21 protein-coding genes are annotated in these 23,201 nt (G+C 32.3%); 5 read left to right on the top strand and 16 right to left on the bottom strand.

From position 1 onward, the window contains the following. Window positions 1–243 (top strand): integrase core domain-containing protein (locus tag ACWNT5_RS09325; RefSeq protein WP_456517186.1); only part of this gene is annotated, 243 nt, incomplete at its 5' end. Window positions 244–407: 164 nt separating this feature from the next. Then, entirely contained in the window at window positions 408–1,343 is a 936-nt protein-coding gene (locus ACWNT5_RS09320; RefSeq protein ID WP_456517185.1) for a hypothetical protein, read from the top strand. Window positions 1,344–1,359: 16 nt separating this feature from the next. Here the strand turns inward: ACWNT5_RS09320 and ACWNT5_RS09315 are convergent, their stop codons facing one another. The 11 genes from ACWNT5_RS09315 to ACWNT5_RS09265 form a co-directional block, all read right to left on the bottom strand. Continuing rightward, complete coding sequence (locus ACWNT5_RS09315) at window positions 1,360–2,637, bottom strand: RNA polymerase sigma factor (RefSeq protein ID WP_456517184.1); 1,278 nt, start codon at window positions 2,635–2,637, stop codon at window positions 1,360–1,362. A gap of 13 nt (window positions 2,638–2,650) precedes the next feature. Then, entirely contained in the window at window positions 2,651–2,995 is a 345-nt protein-coding gene (locus ACWNT5_RS09310; protein WP_456517183.1) for a YciI family protein, read from the bottom strand. Window positions 2,996–3,098: 103 nt separating this feature from the next. Beyond that, a complete protein-coding gene (locus ACWNT5_RS09305; RefSeq protein ID WP_343913506.1) occupies window positions 3,099–3,446 on the bottom strand; it encodes a YciI family protein in 348 nt (115 codons plus the stop codon). 117 nt (window positions 3,447–3,563) lie between these two features. Then, entirely contained in the window at window positions 3,564–4,796 is a 1,233-nt protein-coding gene (locus ACWNT5_RS09300) for a DUF3999 family protein (RefSeq protein ID WP_456517182.1), read from the bottom strand. Next, window positions 4,780–7,092: a DUF2339 domain-containing protein gene (locus ACWNT5_RS09295; protein ID WP_456517181.1), complete on the bottom strand. Its 2,313-nt coding sequence runs from the start codon at window positions 7,090–7,092 to the stop codon at window positions 4,780–4,782. Before ACWNT5_RS09295 ends, ACWNT5_RS09300 begins: the two co-directional genes overlap by 17 nt. A gap of 187 nt (window positions 7,093–7,279) precedes the next feature. Next, the gene (locus ACWNT5_RS09290; protein ID WP_456517180.1) at window positions 7,280–8,044 is read right to left on the bottom strand and encodes a hypothetical protein; all 765 of its coding nucleotides are present in this window, start codon (window positions 8,042–8,044) and stop codon (window positions 7,280–7,282) included. Continuing rightward, window positions 8,041–8,805 carry a YARHG domain-containing protein gene (locus ACWNT5_RS09285; RefSeq protein ID WP_456517179.1) on the bottom strand — a complete coding sequence of 255 codons (765 nt, stop codon included), beginning with the start codon at window positions 8,803–8,805 and terminating at the stop codon, window positions 8,041–8,043. Before ACWNT5_RS09285 ends, ACWNT5_RS09290 begins: the two co-directional genes overlap by 4 nt. Before the next feature lie 513 nt (window positions 8,806–9,318). Next, the gene (locus tag ACWNT5_RS09280; protein ID WP_299898973.1) at window positions 9,319–9,825 is read right to left on the bottom strand and encodes a ferritin; all 507 of its coding nucleotides are present in this window, start codon (window positions 9,823–9,825) and stop codon (window positions 9,319–9,321) included. Window positions 9,826–10,005: 180 nt separating this feature from the next. Then, the gene (locus tag ACWNT5_RS09275; RefSeq protein WP_456517178.1) at window positions 10,006–10,512 is read right to left on the bottom strand and encodes a cupin domain-containing protein; all 507 of its coding nucleotides are present in this window, start codon (window positions 10,510–10,512) and stop codon (window positions 10,006–10,008) included. Between the two features lie 77 nt (window positions 10,513–10,589). After that, window positions 10,590–11,783, bottom strand: coding sequence for an ADP-forming succinate--CoA ligase subunit beta (gene sucC, locus ACWNT5_RS09270; protein WP_299898970.1), 1,194 nt, complete (start codon window positions 11,781–11,783; stop codon window positions 10,590–10,592). Window positions 11,784–11,939: 156 nt separating this feature from the next. Next, the gene (locus tag ACWNT5_RS09265) at window positions 11,940–12,575 is read right to left on the bottom strand and encodes an LON peptidase substrate-binding domain-containing protein (protein ID WP_299606818.1); all 636 of its coding nucleotides are present in this window, start codon (window positions 12,573–12,575) and stop codon (window positions 11,940–11,942) included. 178 nt (window positions 12,576–12,753) lie between these two features. On the opposite strand from ACWNT5_RS09265, the gene lysA reads away from it, so the two are divergent. Continuing rightward, window positions 12,754–13,986: a diaminopimelate decarboxylase gene (lysA, locus tag ACWNT5_RS09260; protein WP_456517177.1), complete on the top strand. Its 1,233-nt coding sequence runs from the start codon at window positions 12,754–12,756 to the stop codon at window positions 13,984–13,986. Window positions 13,987–14,088: 102 nt separating this feature from the next. Here lysA and ACWNT5_RS09255 read toward each other — a convergent pair whose 3' ends face one another. The 4 genes from ACWNT5_RS09255 to guaA form a co-directional block, all read right to left on the bottom strand. Further along, entirely contained in the window at window positions 14,089–14,313 is a 225-nt protein-coding gene (locus ACWNT5_RS09255) for a DUF3820 family protein (RefSeq protein ID WP_456517176.1), read from the bottom strand. Window positions 14,314–14,334: 21 nt separating this feature from the next. Then, a complete protein-coding gene (locus ACWNT5_RS09250) occupies window positions 14,335–14,868 on the bottom strand; it encodes a DUF922 domain-containing protein (protein WP_299606814.1) in 534 nt (177 codons plus the stop codon). Between the two features lie 361 nt (window positions 14,869–15,229). After that, on the bottom strand, window positions 15,230–17,413 hold the full coding sequence (locus ACWNT5_RS09245; RefSeq protein ID WP_299606812.1) for a LysM peptidoglycan-binding domain-containing protein: 2,184 nt from the start codon (window positions 17,411–17,413) through the stop codon (window positions 15,230–15,232). A 44-nt stretch (window positions 17,414–17,457) separates the two neighbouring features. After that, window positions 17,458–18,990 (bottom strand): glutamine-hydrolyzing GMP synthase, encoded by a 1,533-nt coding sequence (gene guaA / locus ACWNT5_RS09240; RefSeq protein ID WP_299606810.1) that lies wholly within the window; start codon window positions 18,988–18,990, stop codon window positions 17,458–17,460. Between the two features lie 134 nt (window positions 18,991–19,124). On the opposite strand from guaA, the gene ACWNT5_RS09235 reads away from it, so the two are divergent. Continuing rightward, the gene (locus tag ACWNT5_RS09235; RefSeq protein WP_456517175.1) at window positions 19,125–19,898 is read left to right on the top strand and encodes a dienelactone hydrolase family protein; all 774 of its coding nucleotides are present in this window, start codon (window positions 19,125–19,127) and stop codon (window positions 19,896–19,898) included. 17 nt (window positions 19,899–19,915) lie between these two features. Here the strand turns inward: ACWNT5_RS09235 and ACWNT5_RS09230 are convergent, their stop codons facing one another. Next, entirely contained in the window at window positions 19,916–20,935 is a 1,020-nt protein-coding gene (locus ACWNT5_RS09230; protein WP_456517174.1) for a ThuA domain-containing protein, read from the bottom strand. 355 nt (window positions 20,936–21,290) lie between these two features. Between ACWNT5_RS09230 and ACWNT5_RS09225 the strand changes: the two genes are divergently transcribed. Then, the gene (locus ACWNT5_RS09225) at window positions 21,291–23,141 is read left to right on the top strand and encodes a tetratricopeptide repeat protein (protein WP_456517173.1); all 1,851 of its coding nucleotides are present in this window, start codon (window positions 21,291–21,293) and stop codon (window positions 23,139–23,141) included. Window positions 23,142–23,201: the final 60 nt, after the last annotated feature.

The following is a 23,201-nucleotide window of genomic DNA, read 5'->3' as shown; positions in this document are numbered from 1 at the left end:
ATGACTGATGGATATGATTGTTATCAAAATGCAATTGCTGAACGAATCAATGGCATATTGAAAGGTGAGTTTTTGATTAACATTTGCAATAATGGAAAAGAACTAACAAAATTAATTGAACAATCTATAGAAACTTATAATAACAAAAGACCACACTGGAGTCTTAACTTAAAAACACCTAACTTTATACATAACAAAAAACCCCTTGAAGCTAGCTTCAAGGGATTAAATAAAATCTTGTAAAATTGTCAACCTATTTTAGGACGACTCAAAGGTAACAAATTGGTATTGTTTTTGATCTCTAAATAAAATGAATCCTAGTTTATGTATAGGGTTTATTTGAAATAACAGCAAAAAAAATTAACTTTAGTGATCACGGGAAAATCACATAATTGAACGCACTAATCATGAAAAAAATTCTAATCTTACTCATACTATCAGGAATATTTCATTCTGGTATGAATGCTCAAACACCAGTAGAAGGTGGATATATCGAGTTAACAAAAAAAGAATATGATGACTTATTAAACCCTGAAGAGGAAAACGAACTTCACGGTAAATATTACGTAAGAGAATTTAAAGACAAAAAACTAATAGGTATCCATAAAATAGAATATCAAAAAGGAAAAAAACATGGAGAATGGGTTCATTTTTTAATATTTAGAAAAAAAGGAACTTTAGATCTGTCTACTATAGAAAATTATGAGGATAATGTAAGAAATGGATATTATTATAATTCTGATAATGGTTTCACTTTTACAGAAGAAGGATATTACGAAAAAGGCTTAAAAGAAGGTTTATGGAATGTCTCAAAAGGAGGATCTAAAGAGAAGATCAATTATAAAAACGGCAAAAAACATGGAGATTATTGGAGACAGGATGCTTCTGGTGTTATTGTAAAAGGAGAATATAAGAAAGGTAAAAAATTAGATAATTGGACAATTGAAGATCTTGCGGCTAACACGAGAACAGAAGAACAACCACAAGTTTTGTCGCAAGCTCCTGATACTCCTACTGTTTCTGGAGGACTTCAAAAAATTGAAGGAACGATTCAGAAACCTGATGGATCTATTGTACCCATTGCCGTGGTAAAACTACAAATATCAGACTCTTCTTGCGCCTACGCATTTACTGATTACGACGGAAAGTTTACTATAGAAATAAATACTAGTAAAATTTCGGAAAACAGCTATTTTGAAATAGTAATTGACGGATTTCCGAAAAAAGTACTACCCTACTCTGACTTTTCGAACCAAAATACAATTACTCTAGAAAAAGGAAGAAAAAAAATTACCTACGAAGAATATAGAAGTTATTATGAATCTATGAAAGATTGCCAATAATTTTTCTTAGAAATATTTAGTTCAACATTTTACCTATTTTGCTCTTTAATAGTTGTTTTTCTGGTGCAGATTGGGTGAGTTTCATTGCATTTTGATAATATCCGACTGCGATATTTGGTTGTATCAACTGTTGATAAATATCTCCCAGAGTTGCATGGTAGAGGTAATATTTTTCCAATAATTTCTGATCTTTAATGGATTTTATGGCATTTAGCGCTTCTTCTGCTCCATACAATTCTAAGATAACCAAGCATCGATTAAGAGAAACAATTGGGTCATTCTTAATCTTTAATAAAAGATCATAGTACTTTAATATTTCTTTCCAGTCCGTAGTTTCATAGTTCTCAGCTATACAATGCTTATAAGCAATTGCTGCTTCTAAATGATAGGTAGATAAAGATTCCCCAAAAGCAGATTGATTTAAATATCGGATTCCTTGCGCAATTAACTCTTCATTCCATATGGTTCTATCTTGATCAGAAAGTAAAATCAATTCTCCTTGATCACTAAGTCGGCTATCTAATCGTGCTGTATGAAAAAGCATTAATGCCATTAAAGCATAAACTTTGGGTAATTGTGTGAGTTCAGTATCCAGCAAAGACTTACATAACCATAGGGCCTGAGAGATGATATCTTTTCTGATTAATTGATCATGATGCGTAGAATTATACCCCTCATTAAATATTAGATAAATCGTATTTAACACCACTGTGGTTTTAGAGGTAATCTCTTCGGATGAAGGAATCTCAGGACGTATTTGATGTTTCCTAAAATGCTCTTTTGTGCGATATATTCTCTTAGAAATGGTATCTTCTGATGTAAGAAAAGATTTTGCAACTTCTTTGGTACTAAATCCGCAAAGAGATTTTAATATAAAAGTAATTTGATTTTCTGGAGAAATATCTGGGTGACAACAAGCATACATCATTGCTAAGAAATCATCTTTTATATATTCCTCTTTCCAAAAATTATCCATCGTACTACTTAGAGTAAATTCAGAGGTCAATAGCTTTCTTTCTGGATCAGAAAAATCAATAGTTTTACTATGCTTTTTTCTTCTAATAATATCAATAGCCTTATTTCGGGCAGTCCTATATAACCAAGCTTTTGGATTGTCTGGTATTCCTCTAAACTTCCAAGTCTCTAGAGCACTTACCAAGGCATCTTGCACTACATCTTCTGCAATTTCCAAATTCTCTATACCAAAAATCTTTACTAAAACAGCAACCATCTTTCCAGACTCCTGTCTGAAAAGATGGTTTAAAGTATCATGTATGTTTTCTTTCGATTTCAAAAAACAACGAATATTATCCAACTGGAGCTATTTCGCGCACTTCGACACTACAATCATACTCAAAACTTGGACATCCTTTTGCGATTTCTGTAGCTTCGGCAAGGGATTCGGCTTTAATTAATAGATATCCACCTACCAATTCCTTTCCTTCAGCAAATGGGCGATCAGTAAGTGCTTTTTTACTACCTGTTAAAGTATTTCCTTTATTGACTAAAGGTTGCCCACCTACTAATCTTTCTTCTTTAGCAAGTCCAGCCATCCATTTTTGCCAGTGCTCCATATTTTTTTGCATCTCATTAGGTGATGCAGATTGATATCCTTCTTGACCTCCTCTTATAAGCATTAAAAACTCTTTCATCTGTTCTTGTTTTATTTTTCTTCAATTGTCTAATGGAATTCGCCAATGTTGATTTTACTGGGTGTCCCCAAAATGCTATGGCTCATTTCATATCATATCTATTTTAAGCTTCGTCTGGCCAAACTTCTCTTACTTCTACCGAGGATTCCCATTGTAACCCAGGACAACCTTTTGCCATTTCGGTTGCTTCTTCCATCGATGCAGCCTTTACTACAATATAACCTCCTATTATTTCTTTGGCTTCCACAAGAAATCTATCAGTTACTTTTGTACCTCCAGGATGAATGGTTTTTACTGCAGGATATAAACGCTCTCCTCCAGCATATTTTTCTTGTTCAGAAATTTTTCCGATCCACTCCATCCATTCCCCCATATGGGCATTTTGTTCTTCTTCAGTTTTGGAATCCCAAACTTCATCTCCACCTTTAAAAAGGAACACAAATTGTTTCATAATTTTATTTATTTATGGTTTATATGGTGCTATGACGAAATGATTAGAAGTATTTGGACATTTTTTTAAAAAAAAATATATTTTTTGAAAACTTCCCTGAACCGCTACTAAAATCCTTTACTTCTTTTTCATCATCATTAGTGTGAAACTACCCAATATGAGAATAATTACCAACATAATTCCCCAAAGCCAAGCCTTATTTGTAAAGAGAGGCTCCACCTTCTTTTCAGATATTTTTGGAATACTTTTTTCTTCACCCAAGCCTAAACTTTTTAAATCAATAGGAATTTTTTCGGTCATATACTTGAGATCATAGGATGGTATATTGGAAGATTTATTTCCATAAGTAAGATAGTATGTTGCTGGAGTAGTAAATCGAGCAATCAATTCATGACTTACTCCTAATATCTCGACAGCCTGAATATCCAAAGGTTGATTATCATAATTACTAATTGTAATTCGGAATCGCTGTCCAATCTCACTTCTAAAATCAAATTCATTTTCTTCTATGGAATTAATTACTCCAGAAGTTAACTTGCCGTAACGATACCTCCAACCATTTTCAATTTTTGTGCTATCAGAAATATATTCCAGTCTAACAGGTCTGTAGTAGTCAAAAGTATTATTCACTTTTATTTTCACCTTATTTACAGGTACTGGAGTGTCTAGCGCAATATCAATTACCGTTGTTTTATTTTCTTTCTCCTCTTTTATTTCTAAAGACTTATTTCTGTACACATTGTAATCACCCGTCTTTGTTTCTTTAAAATTTATCTGAGCACCGGCAATTTTAGGAACATCATCTCCTTTAACCAATATCCTATAGTATTGGTATTTTGAATTCGAGAACTTTACAGTGGTAAAACTATAAGAAGTTAATTCATTATTTATTGATAAAACACGATAATCATCTACTATAGTAAACCAAGACTTTAAATCTTGACTTCCTTCAACCGATAATCTTGTATCAAAATTAGTTTGATCAAAATCTAAACGTATCTGGTTAATCATCTGATCTATTGGTACTTTATAAGTAACAAAAGTTCCATTGACAGTTCTAGCCGTATTTAATATTTCAAAATCAACTTTCTTATGAATAGTTTTAGGTTCATTCTTCTTCAAGATATAAGGAGCTTCAATAGTATCTTTTGAAGCGGTAATACCATAAATTCTAATATCAGAAAGGTTCGAAGAGAGCTTTGCATACATTTCATCTTGTATCATAATGGAATGCCAATCCTCAGAAACTCCTAACAACTCTCGTTTATAGTTATACTTACCTATCTGCGCATAAAGCTGAACACAGGAGAAAACTAATATACCTAGAACTAAACTAATCTTTAACCTCATCAGTAATTATATGTTTGTATTTATTGTATAAGAAAGAAATGATCAACAACAGAATCCCTAAGGATACAAAGACAATCGTTTTAGAAATCGTATTTAGATGTGCGATATCGTATAAGAATAGTTTAACAAGAGTGATTCCGAATAATATAAATGCCATTACACGCATATGCTTTATTTTCTTCCAGAACCCCATAACTATAAGGAATAAAGAGTATATCCCCCAAAGTATACTTAATCCTAATTTATCAGAAGATGTATATCCAGCTATATCTAACCAATGAATTAGTTCGCTACTCAAAATCCAAATGATAGTGATTTGCAGAACAACATCTATCAAAACTATCAATGACGTATTTAAGAACCGTTGTCTAGCGTATGTATATAAAGCCCACATTAGTATGGCACAGAAAACTAATGAGATATAACGAATTCCTATATGAAACGAACTCGCTTCTCCAGATTCCAGTAATGATGGATCCAGATAAACATCCCTTAGTTCACTAAGCAGGTATAATCCAGAAGTAAGAAACATTAATAGTGCAAACAAGTTAAGCGCAATATTAATGTAACCAAAGATCATATTTTTAAGCTTTGTGATATTTAGAAATGATATGATAGAAAGAAAAGCTAGCGTATAGTTTATAAGCCAAACTCCCATGAAATCTTGTTTATCGTATGCTAAAGTCTCGTAATAATCTATAATCTCTAGGAAAAATGTCATATACACAACAAATAAAAACATTGCAGAAACCCATAGAGAAATCAACTGATACCAAGTTTTATATTTTAACCATGGAAAAGGATATGAATCATTACGATGCAGAAAAAGTATGTACCCAAAAGAAGCTGCACACAATAAAGATGTAAGTACAGAAATATTAAAAATAGGTGTCGTTACAATTTCAATAGTATCATATGAATATTCTGCATAATACCTCCACCAATCTTGTAACAAACTAAAAAAAGTAAGAGCAATGACAGGATATGCTAATTTTTCATAAATCGGTACTTTTTTAGTTCTACCTATCCAGAAAAGCAATACCGCTTCTGTTGCCCATAATAAAGTCACCCAATTTCCATCTAACTGCACAGGAAAAGCGATACTAATGAAAACAAGTACCAAACCAGAAACAAAATAAAACAGATTTCGATCGGCTAATTTTAATCTGTATATCATCACACTAACTACAAAATGTATAAGCGCATTTCCAATCGTAAACAATCCTAATAACTCTTTACCAACCTCATGATCACTCAGTATGGAACAACCTATTCCATAAAAAATAAAGGCATTAGCCAATTGTAGTAATACATCTGTAGTACCGAATTTTTCTTTTCTATTCAATTTATACAAAAGGAATATGAGATAGAAGATGATAAAAAAAACGAATAAGAATGTAAACGCTAATGCGAAATGAAGGCTGGTTTCATACTTCACTGCATACCAGCTAAAATATATCAACCAAGTAAGTAAAAAGGAAGAATAATAAAGGGACTTCCAATATTTTTTAAAAGAAAGTATTAAGATTCCAATATTGATAATAGTCACGTAACTAAATAGAATGGCAACCCTTCCTGATCCATCACTTAGCAAAAAAGGTACTGCATAGGCACCAACCAAACCAATATGGGCGATTACTTGTCTGTTATATTGTATAGCTGCGAATACTGTAAAAATTGTGAATAATACCATTAGGGCAAACGCAAACAATTGTGGAATAAGATCATATAGACTATAAGCCAAAAACGTTATAAAATACAGTATTGTCATAGCACCACTTACTAAAACAGCACTAAAGTTTTCATACTTTTTTTTGAGTTTCATTCCAATAGCGATCAAAGCTATACCTGTACAATACCCTAATATAATTCGTGTAAGCGGACTGATAAGATCATTCTCTATAGAATATTTGCCTCCTATAGCCACACCTATGATAAGAATAATAACTCCGATCTTACTAATGAGATTTTCTCCCACAAATTTTTCCCAATTTGATTTTTCTTTAGGTTTACTAATCGGATTTAGTACACTTTTAGGTTGTGGTGCTGATAAAGGTGCTGACTTTTTTTCCTTTATACTTTCAGAAATATTTTGAGGTCGACTTTCTAACGGTTGTACTTGACTTAAGTTTTTGCTATCGGATGTAGCTATTTGTTTTGCTCGATCTTCAGCATTTTTAAGATCTAGAATTTCCTGTTTAAGATTCAGTATTTCTCTTCGAAATTCTTCCTGCTTTCTGGACAGTATCGCTAGCTTCTGAAGCAATTCATTTATATACTTTTGATTATCAGCCATTGTTGTTTAGATATAAAATGAGTATTGAATAACAATATTCATTATAGAAATATAGGTAAAAAAAAGAGGAATCATAAAAACATGATCCATCTACTATTAGGTTTTAATCAAAAATATAGTAAAATAGAATCCAATTACTCCCTGAAAAAAGGGAATCTAAAAAAATGGTTTCTAGTGGAATACAAAATCAAAAACCAGTGGTAAACAAATTTCTCGCTCCTCGTATACCACATTTCTGATATTTATGATAGGATTGCGCTGCTCGTTCATCTATTTGCTTACCAGATTCATCGAGAATCCATCCATCGATAGCAGCTTTTAGAGTATATGCTTCGGGAGCCATTAAATGAGTAGTCCACAAAATAGGATTTGCTTTTGCCTTTTTAATCTCAGGAGAAAAATAAGGCTTGCTAAAACAGGCAAGGATGATTACATCTTTTTTACTACTACTAGATGAATTTTCATAATTGATTGAAACATCAAAATCCATTAAGCCATCGTGACCGACATATGCTAAAAGATCAGCATTTCCTCCAAAATGTAAGGTACGACTATTCTCTTCTATTTCTAATGGCAATTGGCCGTTTGATGATTTTAGAAAATCTTCTATAGTAGTTTTTATTTTCGCACCATCATAGGCATCCGCTAATAAATAGACATCTTTTGTAGCATGCTTGAATAATAATCTTTCTAAAATATTAGCATCCTTAGCTGTTATTTTTTTAATTAACGTCCAATCCTTGGTTTTTACTTTAAAAAAAGTCTTAACACCATAACCTGCTCCCCAATATAAATTATGTTTAGGGTCCTGTCCATTTCCTATACGTTCTGGAACTGGCACAATACCCTGATTAGCATTATCACACAAAGCTACAAATACATGAATGGTTTTGGTCTGACCATAACATATAACAGACAATAATAAGGAGGCAATAATACCAGTAATCCTCATTGTTTGATACTTAGAATAAGTGCTACATTACTTTTTTCTATGTCGGTAAGTTTATCAGCTGCGTCTTTATTTGTAGGCATATACCAAGATTTAGACTCAAAATAGTCTTGCCATTTCTTCTTGGTAAACATGTATCCATGAGATGCAAAAATCTCGTTTTTAATAATCGCTAATTCTTCTTCTGTTTTAAAATCAAGCTCTTCTTTTTTAAATATGCGATGAGAAAATATGTAATTCTCTCTTTCAATTGCCTTAATGTCTGTATAAGGCTTTGAAAAGCTACCATCTTTTTTTATAGGTTGAAACTCTAACCACTCTTTGAGACCAACTTGTTTTCCATCTCCAATACAATCCAACTTTTCTCTTGTTTCTTTAAATACTAATAAGTCATCTGATACAAAAACAGAAGTTCTAGCGTCATTGAAAGAACAGTCGGCAACAACTCTTTCATATGCAATGGTAGCTATACGCTTTCCTTCTGGAGTAAATGATGTTAAAGATGATTGTTCACAATTGGTTCCTATATTACATTTTAAAACTGTAGATACAATAATATATGATTTTGTGCGTACAACCACATTTCCAGTTAAGAGATTACTTGCTCTCTCTGTAGGTTTGAAATCGAAATATTGTAAAGCTAAATCTTGGGGAATATTCTTTTGAGGTTCTGAAAAACTTTCGATCAATTTACTAAACTGACTTTCTTGTCCGTTTATTGATATCGAAAAAAACAAACCTAATAAAACTAAATACTTGATCATGAATATCTTTATTAAATATAGTATCAAGTTCTATAGATTGGGAGCTATACAAATCTAAAAAAGATTACTAAAAACTATTCCTTTAAATTCAATTTTTAACGATTCTTAAAGATTAAAGAAATAGGCCTCCTAGAAACAATGAAAAGAACAACTTTCTTTTTAAAATTCATAATACAAAAAAACACGCAAATAGCGTGCTTATCAATACTAATGTGTTTTTTGTATTTGTAGCGATTATTGTTCCGTATTACTATCTGTTATAGCTTAGGACACCTTTTACAATTTGTCTTTCCTTTCTTCTTATATTTCTTACAACATTTTTTCTTCTTACCACCACAACTTACTTCACAATTCATTGAGGCACATGGCGAATATAAAGATGGAATTCCTGAACTTTGCACTACTTACTAATTTTTATTGAATCTAAATAAAGTACAAAAATATAAAAAAAAGACTCTTAGGAAAAGAATCTTTAATTTTTGTTTATTAAGTTATTAACAATCAGTAATATTACTACTCTTCTTGCTTATCACCAATTTGAAAAGTATTGATATCTCTATCGAACAAATAATGTCCAGACTTATCTTCTCCTATAATTTTTAATTTATCTAGAAGAGTTCTTGCTACAGCTTCTTCCTCTAATTGTTCTGCCACATACCATTGCATAAAATTATGTACGTTATAGTCCTTATGCTCTAAGCATTGAAAGATAACATTATTAATTTGCGCGGTCACAAACTCTTCACTTTCAAGAAAAATTTCGAATAACTCTCTTAATGATTTAAAATCATCTCTTGGTTTTTCTATAGCGGGAATTACAGCTTGTCCATTTCTCTCATTAATAAACTTTACCAATTTTGTCATATGTACTCGCTCTTCTTCTGATTGCGTATAAAAGAAGTCCGCAATGCCATTATATCCATTTACATCTGCCCAACATGCCATAGACAGATATTGAGCAGAAGCGGTAGCTTCATAACGCACTTGATCATTTAATGATTTCTCTATTTCTGGTATCATATCTTTTATTCTGATATTTTTAAGACTTTAAAACACTTAACTTATGTTTTTCTATAATCATACAAGTATTAAAAGTCTATTTTGTTTTTAAATTAATTATTAAAAGTACATAATTAAAATGCCTTTCAATAGTTTTTACATTCCTTTACCATTAATTTAAGTAAATTGATAGTACAAAGTTTAAGCTCTAGTATACTTGGTAATAGTTTCTTTATGAGCTGGAAATTCTTGTATTAATTTGTTTCTTTCGGCCAATTCAAAATCTTCGAAATCAAATCCTGGCGAAACCGTACAACCCACAAAAGAATAATGATTATTTTCTTTCACACTAGACGCAAACCAACAACCTGCTGGAACTACTAACTGAGGCTTCTCTCCTTCATCAAGATTCATTCCCACAGCATGACATGTATATAATCCGTTAGCATCAATAACATGTACGTATAGAGAACTACCTCCGTAAAAATGCCACATTTCATCTTGTTGTATACGGTGAAAAGCGGAAAAATTCTCTGATGTTAATAAGAAATAAATCCCTGTACAATAGTTACGAGCTCCAGAAAATTTATCTTCTAAAGCATTTTTTGGAATTACTCCATCACTACGATATGTTTCTTTATAAAATCCTCCTTCAGGATGAGGTTTCATATCTAGTTTAGCTACAATATTTCTTATGTCATCATTCATAGGTTTCTGTAAAGTAAAAAGAAGCGATCCAATACATTGGATCGCTTCTTTTTATTGTAAACTATTTAGTATAATATTTATGCTAATACAGCCTGAACTTTATCAGCTGCTTCTTGGAATAATACAGCACTCTGTACATCCAATCCACTATTATCTATTAATTCTTTTGCGATATCTGCATTGGTTCCTTGTAAACGAACAATAATTGGAACATTGATTGCGTCACCCATATTTTTATAAGCGTCTACTACACCTTGTGCTACTCTATCACAACGAACAATTCCTCCAAAGATATTGATCAATATTGCTTTTACATTAGGATCTTTAAGAATAATTCTAAAAGCTTCTTCTACACGCTTGGCATCTGCTGTACCTCCAACGTCTAAGAAATTAGCAGGTTCTCCACCAGCTTGTTTGATCAAATCCATAGTAGCCATTGCGAGTCCTGCACCATTTACCATACAACCTACATTACCGTCTAGATCCACGTAGTTTAGACCAACTTCGTTAGCTTCTACTTCTATTGGATTCTCTTCGCGGATGTCACGCATGTCTACGTAGTTCTTGTGACGATATAAAGCATTATCATCGATAGTTACTTTTGCGTCTACCGCCATGATTTTATCATCACTCGTCTTTAATACTGGATTAATTTCGAATAATGAAGAATCTGATTTTACATAAGCAGTATACAAAGCCATCACAAATTTTGTCATTTCCTTAAACGCAGCACCGCTTAATCCAAGATTAAAAGCTACACGTCTAGCCTGAAATGGCAATAATCCAACAGCAGGATCTATTTCTTCTGTAAATATTAAATGAGGAGTTTCTTCTGCAACAGTTTCGATATCCATTCCACCTTCGGTAGAATACATAATCATATTTCTTCCTGTAGTACGATTTAGTAATACAGACATGTAAAACTCATCTGGTTCACTATCACCTGGATAATACACATCTTCTGCAATCAATACTTGATGTACTTTTTTTCCTTCTGCAGAAGTTTGAGGTGTAATTAAGTTCATTCCGATGATTTGACCTGCTATTTCTTCTACTTCCTGAAGATTTTTAGCAAGTTTTACACCTCCACCTTTTCCTCTACCTCCAGCGTGTACTTGAGCTTTTATTACGTGCCAACCAGTACCTGTTTCAGCAGTTAATTGTTTTGCAGCAGCTACTGCTTCTTTAGCATTTTGTGCAACAATACCACGCTGGATACGCACTCCAAAGCTACTTAATATCTCTTTACCCTGATATTCGTGTAAGTTCATAGTCTTATTTTTTACCTTTTCTATAGGAGTCCCAAAAATAGGAAAAGTGAAGATACTGTGCCAATCTTTTCTAGTAAAAAAAGTTATATAGAAACTGGTATTATGTTATCCCAAAAAATAGCCTCGAAAATTCTTCGAAAATGAATTTAGATTTCTTTAAAGTTTAAAATCATCAAAATCCAATGGATCAAAATTCTTAAAATGCCCATTCATTTTAATGACTTCTTTAGCTCTATTCATTTCTCTAACAACAGGAATTGTAACTTTAAGATGTCCTATTAAATAATTAAGGCGTTCAAACTCGCTTCTGAGCTTTAATAAATGATATTCTTGATGTAGCGCCAAACCGACTTTATGAGCTACTTGATAACTTACAAATGGAATATTAAAAATTGGAGGTTTTTCTATGGTAAGTTCTATATATAAGATTGCAATATTCTTTAATAATTCTTCTTGTAACTCTTCTACTCCGTTTTCATTATCCTCCATATACTCTACCTCACCACCAGCATATAACTTACCCGGTAATTGAGGGTAAAAACTTTTAATCCTAAAAACTCTTGTACCAGTACAAACAACATCACTTGCTCCATTCGGGTATCTTTTTTCTACCTTTTGTAATGTTACTTCAGTACCATATTCTAGTTTTTTATCTATAAAAGTGGGTACACCAAAAGAAATTCCATCTTCTTCGCAATCTGCAATCAATTGTTGATATCGTTGTTCGAAGATATGAAGTGGTAAACGCTCTCCTGGATATACGACTAATTGTAAAGGAAAGAGTGCTAGCATTTTTTCTTTTAAAAATACTAAATAAACAACTAGCTTGTGTATAATATCTGTTCAAAAATCGAAAATTCGTTATTTAGCATCGTTTTTTTTTAGGTTTACATAATTTTATACTAATTACGCGCCGCCTAGAGATAATCTCTAGTAAAAATGGTAATTTCGTAAGCCAAATTAAAGTAAAATGGAAAACACAAATTTATTAGCAATCGCAAAAGAGTTTGGGAGTCCAGTATATGTGTATGACTCCGAAAAAATTGTTTCACAGTATGAGCGTCTTACTAATGCTTTTAAACAGGTGAAACATTTGAAACTTAACTATGCAGTCAAAGCGTTATCTAATATTGCGATACTAAAGTTAATGAATTCGTTAGGCGCTGGATTAGACACAGTATCAATTCAAGAAGTAAAACTTGGACTTGCCGCTGGTGTAGCTCCTGCTAACATCATATTTACTCCAAACGGAGTGTCTTTAGAGGAAATTGAACAAGTTTCTTCGATGGGAGTTCAGATTAACATCGATAACTTATCCATTTTAGAACAATTTGGAACGAAACATCCAGATGTACCTGTTTGCATTCGTATTAATCCGCATGTAATGGCAGGTGGTAATAGTAAAATTTCTGTTGGTCATATCGATAGTAAATTTGGAATTTCGATACATCAAATTCCTCATATCCTAAGAATTGTAGAGAATACTGGCATGAATATTAATGGTATCCACATGCATACGGGTAGTGATATTTTAGATATTGACGTTTTTCTTTATGCTAGCGAGATCTTATTTGAAACTGCTAAGCACTTTAAAAATCTGGATTTTATAGATTTTGGAAGTGGTTTTAAAGTACCTTACAAAGAAGGTGATATCGAAACTAATATAGAAGAGTTTGGTAAGAAACTAACCAAACGTTTTAATTCTTTCTGTAAGGAATATGGAAAAGAATTAATACTAGGATTTGAGCCTGGTAAGTTCTTGGTAAGTGAGTCCGGTTATTTTCTTGCTGAAGTAAATGTTGTAAAGCAGACAACCTCAACAGTTTTTGCAGGTATTGATAGTGGTTTTAATCACTTAATCAGACCGATGTTTTATAACTCTTATCACGAAATCATAAATATCTCTAACCCTGATGGAAGGGAGCGTTTTTACTCTGTAGTAGGTTACATCTGTGAGACAGATACTTTTGCAACAAATAGGAGAATTCCAGAAATTACCGAAGGAGATGTTATTGCCTTTAAAAACGCAGGAGCTTATTGCTTCTCTATGGCTAGTAATTATAATTCTCGTTTTAGACCTGCAGAAGTACTTTGGCATAATAACAAAGCACATTTGATTCGTGAGCGAGAGACTTTTGAAGATTTAACTAGAAACCAAGTTGATGTTGATATTTTTGAAAAGGTAACAGAACCTGCTTCATAAACTTAGATTTTTATAGAACAAAAGAAAGGGACGTATTTTTATAAATATGTCCCTTTTTTTTGTAACCAATTAAGTTATTATGTCTTATTGTAATTTCAAAAATCACATTTTTTGAATGTTTCTGACTAGGTATTCGAGTCCATTTAGCTTCAATTCATAAACTGTTTGCATTTGCGCTCCCAGTGTTCCTTTAGGGAATCCTTTATTATGATACCAAACGATATAGTATTCTGGCAAATCAATGAGATATCGATCTTTATATTTACCAAAAGGCATTTTGGTATGCGCCAGTTTAGTTAAAAAGTCTTTTTGAGTTTGAGAATTCATTAAAGAGATAACATCGGATATTTATTTAGAATAAGCTCTATAATACCACATTAGGTTTTTAACCTTCTTTTCCCATTTTTCTTGATTCACTTTATTTTTAGAATGTTCGGTTTCGATATCATAGAGTTCTTGCATATTAATCCTCATACGCTCGACTCTTTTGTACATTTTATTTAAATCTTTACGAACATTCTTTCCAGGCTTATATTCCTTTAATTTTTTGCGCATAATTCTGGCGTGCAACTCCGAAATATCAAAATGCAGTTGTTCATGCTCTAGTAAGTATTTAGTCAACTGCCCTCTCTTTACCCATGATAATGATGGATAACAGAAACTGTCCACTTCATATTTTAATTCAATCTTTCCATAATCCTTACTTATAGACCATTGATAAGTTATTCCGGTATTTACACTAGCATCAAAACTACTGTTCATTTTAGGTTCTCCCCTAAAATCCGACCATTCCAACTTACTTTTTTCCGCATAAGAAAAACGCTCTACATATCCATGACTAGCAAAAAATAAAACTAAGAGAATAGTAAAAAATTTACCCATAATTGCAATAATTATGCCCGGCTAAAGTTGTTATTTTTCCACAAAAACACCCAAAAATACAATACGGGGCTAAGTATTGCATATGTATGTTTAAATAGATTCTTATTTGTTTTCAGATATAAAATCTTATATCTATCCCAATTGAAACAATTTATCTAAATTTTGTGTAAACTTTGATTTATCAAAATTGCCATAATCACTATATCAATTTCCGTACCACGACTAAAATTAACTGTAAGTTTAATCAAAGTTTAGGTGCAAAGTATCATCTACGTTTTAACAATACTTTGTAAATAGCATCTAAAAATAAAAAAAATGATTCTAAAAACCTCTAGAAAATTAATTATTGATCAAATAATTTTTATTCGATAACCGTTAATTTTAATTCATCATCAAATTTAATGATGTAAGAAGCCTTATTATAATAACCTCCTAAAAGCTTTTTCGCATAATTAAATTTATTTTCAACATACTCCGTAGTTCCTTCAAAAGTAGCTGCGTGATATAAATCATCCGCAGATCCCAATCGCATCAAAATATCATACGTAATATCAAAACCGCGTACGGTATATTTACTAGGAATAGTTCCAAATTCTTTCTTATACCTAGCTACGAAAGGAGTCATTGATGTCTCATCGTAATTATCATATTCCTTATCAATAGAAGGATAATGTAAATGTAAATTTGATAAATATTCATTCTTTACACTATCATCATCAAAAGCATTATTTTTATCTGTTGTGAATAATGTAACCTTATGACTTTCTACCTTTGCATTTAATAAAGTTGTAACATTACTAATCATAGCTACATCATCAGATTCAATAAAAACCCAATTTGGTTTATTTTTAGCTAATGCTTTATTTAGATGCACTTCATACACATAATTACCTTCCTCTATTCTAGCTATTTTTGCATCTGGAAACTTGGCTACTAATTTGTCCTTGATTTCTTGATGCTTAGGCTTCATTGGTTCTCCTTTCTTCTTTCCTTGCTGCACGATAATAACAATATTCTTATCGGTAGAATCTTTGGCTACATAATTTATCATTTTATCCTGAAGCATTACATCTGTCGGAATAGTTTGAAAGAAATTACTGTATAATTTTGATTCTCTATTGGAAATAGGAGAGATAACAGGTGTTTCATACTTTTTTAACTCAGCAGCTACCGCTTCTACATTTGCTTGATACAATGGACCTATCACAACATCTAATTCATCGAAGTTATTTTGATCAATCAATCGTTTGATATGCACAGTATTCTTATTTCTTTGCGTATCATACACTGTTGCATCAATACTTAGACCTTTCGTTTTAGCAGAATCTATGGCCATTTGTACCCCTTTATAAAAGTCCAAGGCAACTCTGGTTCCTCTAGCATCTCTGGTTTTCAAGAAATCCTCTGTCTGTTGTCTTGCTTCCAGATCTAAGGTATCCAGTCCAAAAGGTAGCATTATAGCAATCTTTTTAGCCTTAAAGTTAGACAACATATTCTCCAATGGAACAATTTTTTTCTCTGGAAAATCTATCGCTAATGAATCTGCAGTATCTTTTTTAGGTAATGTTAAAACCATTCCTATTTTTAGACCATCCCTTGCATAAGGATTTAAACTAAACAGAGAATCCGAAGAAATTTGTGCTCGTCTTAGAACACTATAAAATCCTTCTTTAGGCTTTACTTCATACAATTCAAATTTATCCTCGTCGATAACCTCTCCTAAAGGTACAAATATCGTAGTAGGAACTAAAATTTCCATTCCAATAGGAAAATTTGGATCCATTTCGGGATTTAGCTGATTTAGCTCACCAACGGTAATACCATGTCTTCTTGCTATACTATATCGTGTATCTTTGGGCTTAACAATATATTTAGTAGTAGTAGAAACTCTAGAACCTAAACTATCTTTTGGAATTTCTCTAGAAACCGTAGTTTGTTCTGCAAACACAGGAATTCTTAGTTTATCTCTTTTACGAATTTGCTCTGAATACAATCGCTTATTATGCTTTTTAATATCATCTATAGTAATATCGTATTTCTGAGCAATCCCGAATAAGGTTTCTTTTCTTCTAACCTTATGAGTTTTAAATCTAATTATTTGTTTTATCTCTTCTAAAGGTTGTATGCTATCTAAAACAGGATCACTTACTTCAGTTGAAGTTTCGGTATCCTCTTTTTTCTTTAAAACAGCAACTCTTAGAATTTGACCTAGATTAATCCCGTTTACTGCATCTGGATTCAAATTATAAATAGCTTCTTGAGTTGTGTTATATTTTTGGGATAAATTAAATACTGTATCTCCTTCCCCAACAATATGAATCTGATATTCCTGATCGTCAACAACTGGAATTGCTAGAATTTGTCCTTCTTTAATACCCTCTTTTGCAGTTGGGTTTATCTTATAAATTGCTTCTGGAGTTGTATTATATCTTTTTGCAATTCTATATACATTTTCTCCTTGAACAACTTTGTGACTTTTATACTGTTGAGAAAAACCAACAGTGGTTATAAAAATCATAAAAAAGAACAACAATACTTTTTTCATTCGATTTATTTTTAATGAACCTAATCCCCAAAGGATCTATTATATTACTCCCACTCGATAGTCGCTGGCGGTTTAGAGCTAATATCATATACTACTCTATTAACGCCTTTTACCTTATTTATTATCTCATTTGAGGTTTTTTGCAAAAACTCATAGGGCAAATTAACCCAATCTGCAGTCATACCATCTGTACTTTCTACGGCTCTAAGTGCCACACATTTTTCATATGTTCTTTCATCTCCCATTACTCCAACACTCTGTACTGGCAATAAAATTGCTCCAGCTTGCCAAACTTTATCATAAAGTCCGTTTTCTTTTAAACCATTTATAAAAATAGCATCAACTTCTTGCAAAATACTAACTTTTTCTGGAGTTATGTCTCCTAATATTCTAATTGCTAATCCAGGTCCAGGAAATGGATGTCGTCCTAGGAGTTCTGGATCAAGTCCCATAGAACCTCCCACTCTTCTTACTTCATCTTTAAACAACATTTTTAGAGGCTCTACAACTTTTAGTTTCATAAAATCCGGCAATCCTCCAACATTATGATGAGATTTGATCGTTGCTGATGGTCCTCCATTAACAGATACAGACTCTATAACATCTGGGTAAATCGTCCCTTGTGCCAACCATTTAGCATCTTCTATCTGGTTTGCTTCATCATCAAATACTTCAATAAAAACTCTTCCTATTATTTTTCGTTTTCCTTCTGGATCACTTTCACCTGCTAGAGCTTCCAAAAAACGTGCCGAAGCATCTACTCCTTTTACATTAAGCCCCATTCCTTCGTATTGTTGCAATACAGACGCAAACTCATTTTTACGAAGTAGACCGTTATTTACAAAAATACAATGAAGATTACTTCCGATAGCTTTATGCAATAATACAGCAGCAACCGTAGAATCTACTCCACCACTTAACCCGAGAACTACCTTATCATCCCCTAATTTCTCTTTTAATTCATTTACTGTTGTATCTACGAACGAGTTGGGTGTCCAATCTGGTTGAATTTTTGCAATCCCTATCAGAAAATTATCTAATAACTGTTTACCATCAGTGGAATGATATACTTCTGGATGGAACTGAATAGCATAAGTTTCTTCATTTTCAATTTTATAAGCTGCATTAGCTACATCTCCTGTACTCGCTAACAAAACAGCCCCTGTAGGTAATGATTTTATAGTATCACTATGACTCATCCATACTTGCGACCCTACTGAAATTCCGTTAAAAAATTCCTCTCCATCCTTAATGAATGACAAGTTAGCTCTTCCATATTCTCGTGTATTAGAAGGTGCTACTTCTCCTCCACTAAAATGAGCTAAGTACTGAGCTCCATAGCACACTGCTAATAAAGGTTTCTTTCCTCTTATCTCCGATAAATCGGGATGTGGAGCATCTTCTCCTCTTACCGAAAAAGGAGATCCTGAAAGGACTACTGCTTTAAAATCTGATAAATTTTCTGGTAATTTATTATACGGGTGGATTTCACAATAAATATTTAGTTCTCTAACTCTTCTAGCAATTAGTTGAGTATACTGTGATCCGAAATCTAAAATGAGTACGTTATTTTGCATAGGCAAAAATAAAATTAAATTACAACCTCCGAAATCCTATTTGATATAATTTTCAACTTCCTGTATTATTTTATAAAGACCTCGTTAATTGATTAAAAAAATAACGACATAGTTAGTATATTTATAGAAAAACTATGAAATCTTCAATCTTATACTGCATTTTTTGTTGTATTGTTTTTATTAACTGCACATCATGCAAAAGTGGGCTGGATACTAGAGGAAAAGCAAATTACGTTAGTAGTATCGATGCAACTTCCTTTAAAGCAATCCCTTTATCACCCGGTAATCGTATTAGCACTATAAAAGTAAACGACAAAGAATCCGAATGGAAATATGATTTAACAATTCCAAAAATTCAAGAAGGAGAAAAAGTACCTTTATTTATTGTTCTCCATGGAGGTGTAGGCAGTAAAAACTACACAAAATTTAGTAATTGCCTTGTAACTCCTGGTTTGCAAGATGCAGGAGGTTTTGTTTTTAGTCCTTCTGGTGCTTGGCGTACCTGGACATTGGATTACCTGGAAAAAAGAATCTTAGATTTTATAGATTTAGCTAAAGAAAATTGGCCTATTGATCCAAACAAAATAGTACTGGTAGGATATAGTAATGGTGCCATTGCTGGCTGGCAGTATGCCAACGATTACAAAGATATCTTTTCGGCAATGATTTTAATGGGGTCGAACTGCAAAGTAGAAGAGAAATTAGAGATTCCTATATATGTAATTCAAGGAACTGAGGATAAATTCTTCCCTATCAAAAAAGTTCGAAAAAGAATAACAGAGGCAAAGGCACTTGGGTGTAATATCACCTTTGTAGAGGCAGAAGGGAATACTCATATAAAAGCCTGTGAATACAAAGACATCCTGAAAACCAGTATTCCATGGTTACAGAATGAGGTCTGGAATTAATTTATTTAGATGATATTCTAATTCCTTTTTACAAATTTAAAAGTGCTTTGTTCATTATTGGATATGAGACTTCCTATATATAAACCGCTAGCTAATTTTTCGAGGTTAATATCTGTATAGGAAACTTCTGCAGGAATTTCACTTTTATAAACAAGCTTTCCATTTACATTATAAATCATTAATGATTTAGAACTAAGCATTCCTGAAGTAGAAAGTCGCATAACGTCTTGAACTGGGTTTGGGGCAATCTGAAGGGGTATTTCTTGCTCTGGACCGCCAACACTTAACGTATTTCCAATAACATATTTTATACCTTCCTCTACATGCTTTATAAAATTTGTATTATTCGTATAGTCACTCGAATTGTGCCCTAAAGCTGTATAAAAAGACCTTCCTCCTGCATATTCTTTATACCAGGAAATGGGTCTCGCCTCATCATAATCATTAGAACCTGTAGATTCAACCATTAATACATCTATATTACCATTAAATAGCTGACCTCCATTATTCTTCCAGTAATAATATTCCTCCGATTTATTCCAAATATCACCAACGCTTCCAATAAAATCTACAGATGGATGGGAATTTACAATAGTCATATCTGCATTAAAATTATTACTGGTATGATTAGGGCCAGATTGTACAATACCACCAACGAGCTCATTATAAAAAGGCCAGCTTCGATCTCTGTATGTATCAGTAGCCGCGTGAATCCCTAGGAAACCACCACCGGAGGCTATAAAATTTTCAAAAGCTTCCCGTTGAGAAGCATTCAATAAATTATTACCACTCGTATTACACCAAATAACGGCTGCATATTGAGACAGATTAGCATCTGTAAAAGCATTTGCATCATCAGTATCATCAGTTATCCACAAACCATTATCATTTCCTAGATCTCGAATCATTGTAATTCCAGCACCAATTGAGGGATGTGTAAAACCATTAGTTTTAGTAAACACTAATACCTTTTCCTGAGCAAAAAGGTTCATAGTTAATATCAACAATAAGGCTGTAAAAAGAGTATATAATTTCATGACGATTGGAGTTTGTTATCATAACGTTATTATCTAATTAAAATTATTTAATCCGTAATATTACCCCTAATCTAATTAAGGTTTTGCGTTTATAAATGATATAACACATATGTATTAAAAAGTAAGACCTCAAAACAAACCACTATGAAAAACTGTTATACACAACGTTAGTATTCTATTTACCAGGCACTCTTTTCTATCTACTTTTTTAATCATAACAAATTAAGCTAAAAGCCAACAGCTGTGTTCAATAAGAATCTTAATTTTAAGATTACATTACCTATGTGTTAACGACCATCAAGTTTTTGAACAATAAATTATTTTTGCCCCTCTTTTAACCTCCATACCCTAGATAATGAAGTTTTTTGGTGCAAGAAGCATACTCTGTTTAGTGATATTAGTTTATACTAATGCTTCAGCTCAAAATCAAAAAATAGTAGATAGCCTATATCGAATAACAAAGAATAAAAATACTCCCGACACCACTTTAATCAAAGCCTTTAATGATCTTGGAATACAATACGCTACTTCGAATTCATTATTAGCTAAAAAACAAATTAGAACAGCTTTAAAAATAGCTCAAAATATTAACAAACCGCGAGGGATGGCCGGTTCTTACAACTGTCTTGGGGTAGTATATTATTATCAAAAAGAATATGATTCTGCATTAGTTCATTTTGAAAAAGCCTTGAAAATCAACCAAGAAATAGATCATTCTTGGGGGCAAGCTTCTGCATTTCATCAAATTGGTGTAGTTCATAATCATTTAAATCAATACTATGATGCTATTGAAAGCTTCAACGCAGCTGGCAACATATTCATATCATTAAATGATTCTATCTCTTATATAAAATCTATTGAAAATACAGGGGTTTCATACAGTCTCATGAAATACCAAAAGAAAGCGTTAGAATATTATATAAAAGCAAATCAACTATATGAAAAATTAAAAAATAAGTCAGGTATCGCCCGTACCTACTTTAAGATTAGCAATATATTAATAAAACAAGAAGAGTACGATAAAGCATTGAAATATTTAGAGGAATCACTACCTGTTATAAGAGAAACTGGAAACAAAACCCATTTAAGTGCAACTCTAAGAAATATAGGAATTAGTTATAATGGTTTGGGTAATCATACTAAAGCATTAAGTTACCTCCAAAAATCTTTATCATTTAGAATAGAAAGTCCAAAAACGATTGCGTTAATAGAATCGGATATTGGCAACACTTATTACCATATGAAACGTTACAACAAAGGACTTCTACACCTAAAACGAGCATTACAAAACTTCAGCAATAAAGGGGATCATATTCAAAAAGCAAGCACTCAAAATTATATTGCGAAATCATTATTAGAACTAAATCAACTAGACTCTGCCAATTATTATGCAGAAAAATCACTACGATCTGCAAAGATAGCTTTAGACCTCAACACTGAAAAAGAAGCAAATAAAACGCTAGCATTATTAGCAGAAAAATCGAACAATAGTGTAGCTGCTTATCAATACTACAAAAACCTATCAAAAATTAAGGACTCGTTAGATTCCATAGAAAAAAAGGCGCAAGCTAGAGTACTAGAAACTCAATTTCAAACAAACAAAAAGGAACTTAAAATTCATGAATTAGAGAAAGAAAATGAATATGCAAAATCCAAAAATCTATTATTGACCTTGAGTCTTGGAATTGGAGTCTTGACACTTGGAATTTTCGTATTCTTTTTTAGAAAAAAATTTAAACTTAGTTGTCTCGAAAAAGCATTATTAAGCAAAGAATTAGATACTAAGAACAAGGAGCTAACCACCAACTCTCTTCGTCTTGTAAAAAAGAATAAAGTTTTAGAGCACTTAAAAGAAGAGGTAGAAGTAATGAGATTTGCTGAAGATCAAAATGCACAATACAATTATCAAAAAGTACTTCAGATTATAAACTTCGATTTTAAAGATGATCATCACTGGGATCACTTCAAAAAACATTTTGAACAAATTCATAAAGATTTCTACAGCAAAATTAAAAACCAGTACCCTAATGTTACCACCAATGAATTACGTCTTATGGCCCTGCTTAAAATGAACCTATCCTCTAAAGAAATTGCCACCATTCTAAATATCACACAAGAAGGTGTTCGAAAAGCACGGTATCGATTACGTAAAAAACTGGAAATTCCAAGCAATAATGTTCTAATTGACATAATTCTAAACTTATAATAGTCAATTAAAGTTTATCTATTAAAACTTATTACATTGCGCACGATTTCTTAGAAAAAA

It is taken from the genome of Aquimarina sp. 433 (assembly GCF_054054605.1).
The sequence above is the reverse complement of the archived record's forward strand: the minus strand, read 5'-3'. Positions and strand labels throughout refer to the sequence as shown.

Excerpts from the sequence above, each read along its gene's own strand:
- ACWNT5_RS09320 (WP_456517185.1), top strand. The coding sequence starts at position 408 with ATGAAAAAAATTCTAATCTTACTCATACTATCAGGAATATTTCATTCT.
- ACWNT5_RS09310 (WP_456517183.1), bottom strand. The coding sequence starts at position 2,995 with ATGAAAGAGTTTTTAATGCTTATAAGAGGAGGTCAAGAAGGATATCAA.
- ACWNT5_RS09305 (WP_343913506.1), bottom strand. The coding sequence starts at position 3,446 with ATGAAACAATTTGTGTTCCTTTTTAAAGGTGGAGATGAAGTTTGGGAT.
- ACWNT5_RS09300 (WP_456517182.1), bottom strand. The coding sequence starts at position 4,796 with ATGAGGTTAAAGATTAGTTTAGTTCTAGGTATATTAGTTTTCTCCTGT.
- ACWNT5_RS09295 (WP_456517181.1), bottom strand. The coding sequence starts at position 7,092 with ATGGCTGATAATCAAAAGTATATAAATGAATTGCTTCAGAAGCTAGCG.
- ACWNT5_RS09290 (WP_456517180.1), bottom strand. The coding sequence starts at position 8,044 with ATGAGGATTACTGGTATTATTGCCTCCTTATTATTGTCTGTTATATGT.
- ACWNT5_RS09285 (WP_456517179.1), bottom strand. The coding sequence starts at position 8,805 with ATGATCAAGTATTTAGTTTTATTAGGTTTGTTTTTTTCGATATCAATA.
- ACWNT5_RS09280 (WP_299898973.1), bottom strand. The coding sequence starts at position 9,825 with ATGATACCAGAAATAGAGAAATCATTAAATGATCAAGTGCGTTATGAA.
- ACWNT5_RS09275 (WP_456517178.1), bottom strand. The coding sequence starts at position 10,512 with ATGAATGATGACATAAGAAATATTGTAGCTAAACTAGATATGAAACCT.
- sucC (WP_299898970.1), bottom strand. The coding sequence starts at position 11,783 with ATGAACTTACACGAATATCAGGGTAAAGAGATATTAAGTAGCTTTGGA.
- ACWNT5_RS09265 (WP_299606818.1), bottom strand. The coding sequence starts at position 12,575 with ATGCTAGCACTCTTTCCTTTACAATTAGTCGTATATCCAGGAGAGCGT.
- lysA (WP_456517177.1), top strand. The coding sequence starts at position 12,754 with ATGGAAAACACAAATTTATTAGCAATCGCAAAAGAGTTTGGGAGTCCA.
- ACWNT5_RS09255 (WP_456517176.1), bottom strand. The coding sequence starts at position 14,313 with ATGAATTCTCAAACTCAAAAAGACTTTTTAACTAAACTGGCGCATACC.
- ACWNT5_RS09250 (WP_299606814.1), bottom strand. The coding sequence starts at position 14,868 with ATGGGTAAATTTTTTACTATTCTCTTAGTTTTATTTTTTGCTAGTCAT.
- ACWNT5_RS09245 (WP_299606812.1), bottom strand. The coding sequence starts at position 17,413 with ATGAAAAAAGTATTGTTGTTCTTTTTTATGATTTTTATAACCACTGTT.
- guaA (WP_299606810.1), bottom strand. The coding sequence starts at position 18,990 with ATGCAAAATAACGTACTCATTTTAGATTTCGGATCACAGTATACTCAA.
- ACWNT5_RS09235 (WP_456517175.1), top strand. The coding sequence starts at position 19,125 with ATGAAATCTTCAATCTTATACTGCATTTTTTGTTGTATTGTTTTTATT.
- ACWNT5_RS09230 (WP_456517174.1), bottom strand. The coding sequence starts at position 20,935 with ATGAAATTATATACTCTTTTTACAGCCTTATTGTTGATATTAACTATG.
- ACWNT5_RS09225 (WP_456517173.1), top strand. The coding sequence starts at position 21,291 with ATGAAGTTTTTTGGTGCAAGAAGCATACTCTGTTTAGTGATATTAGTT.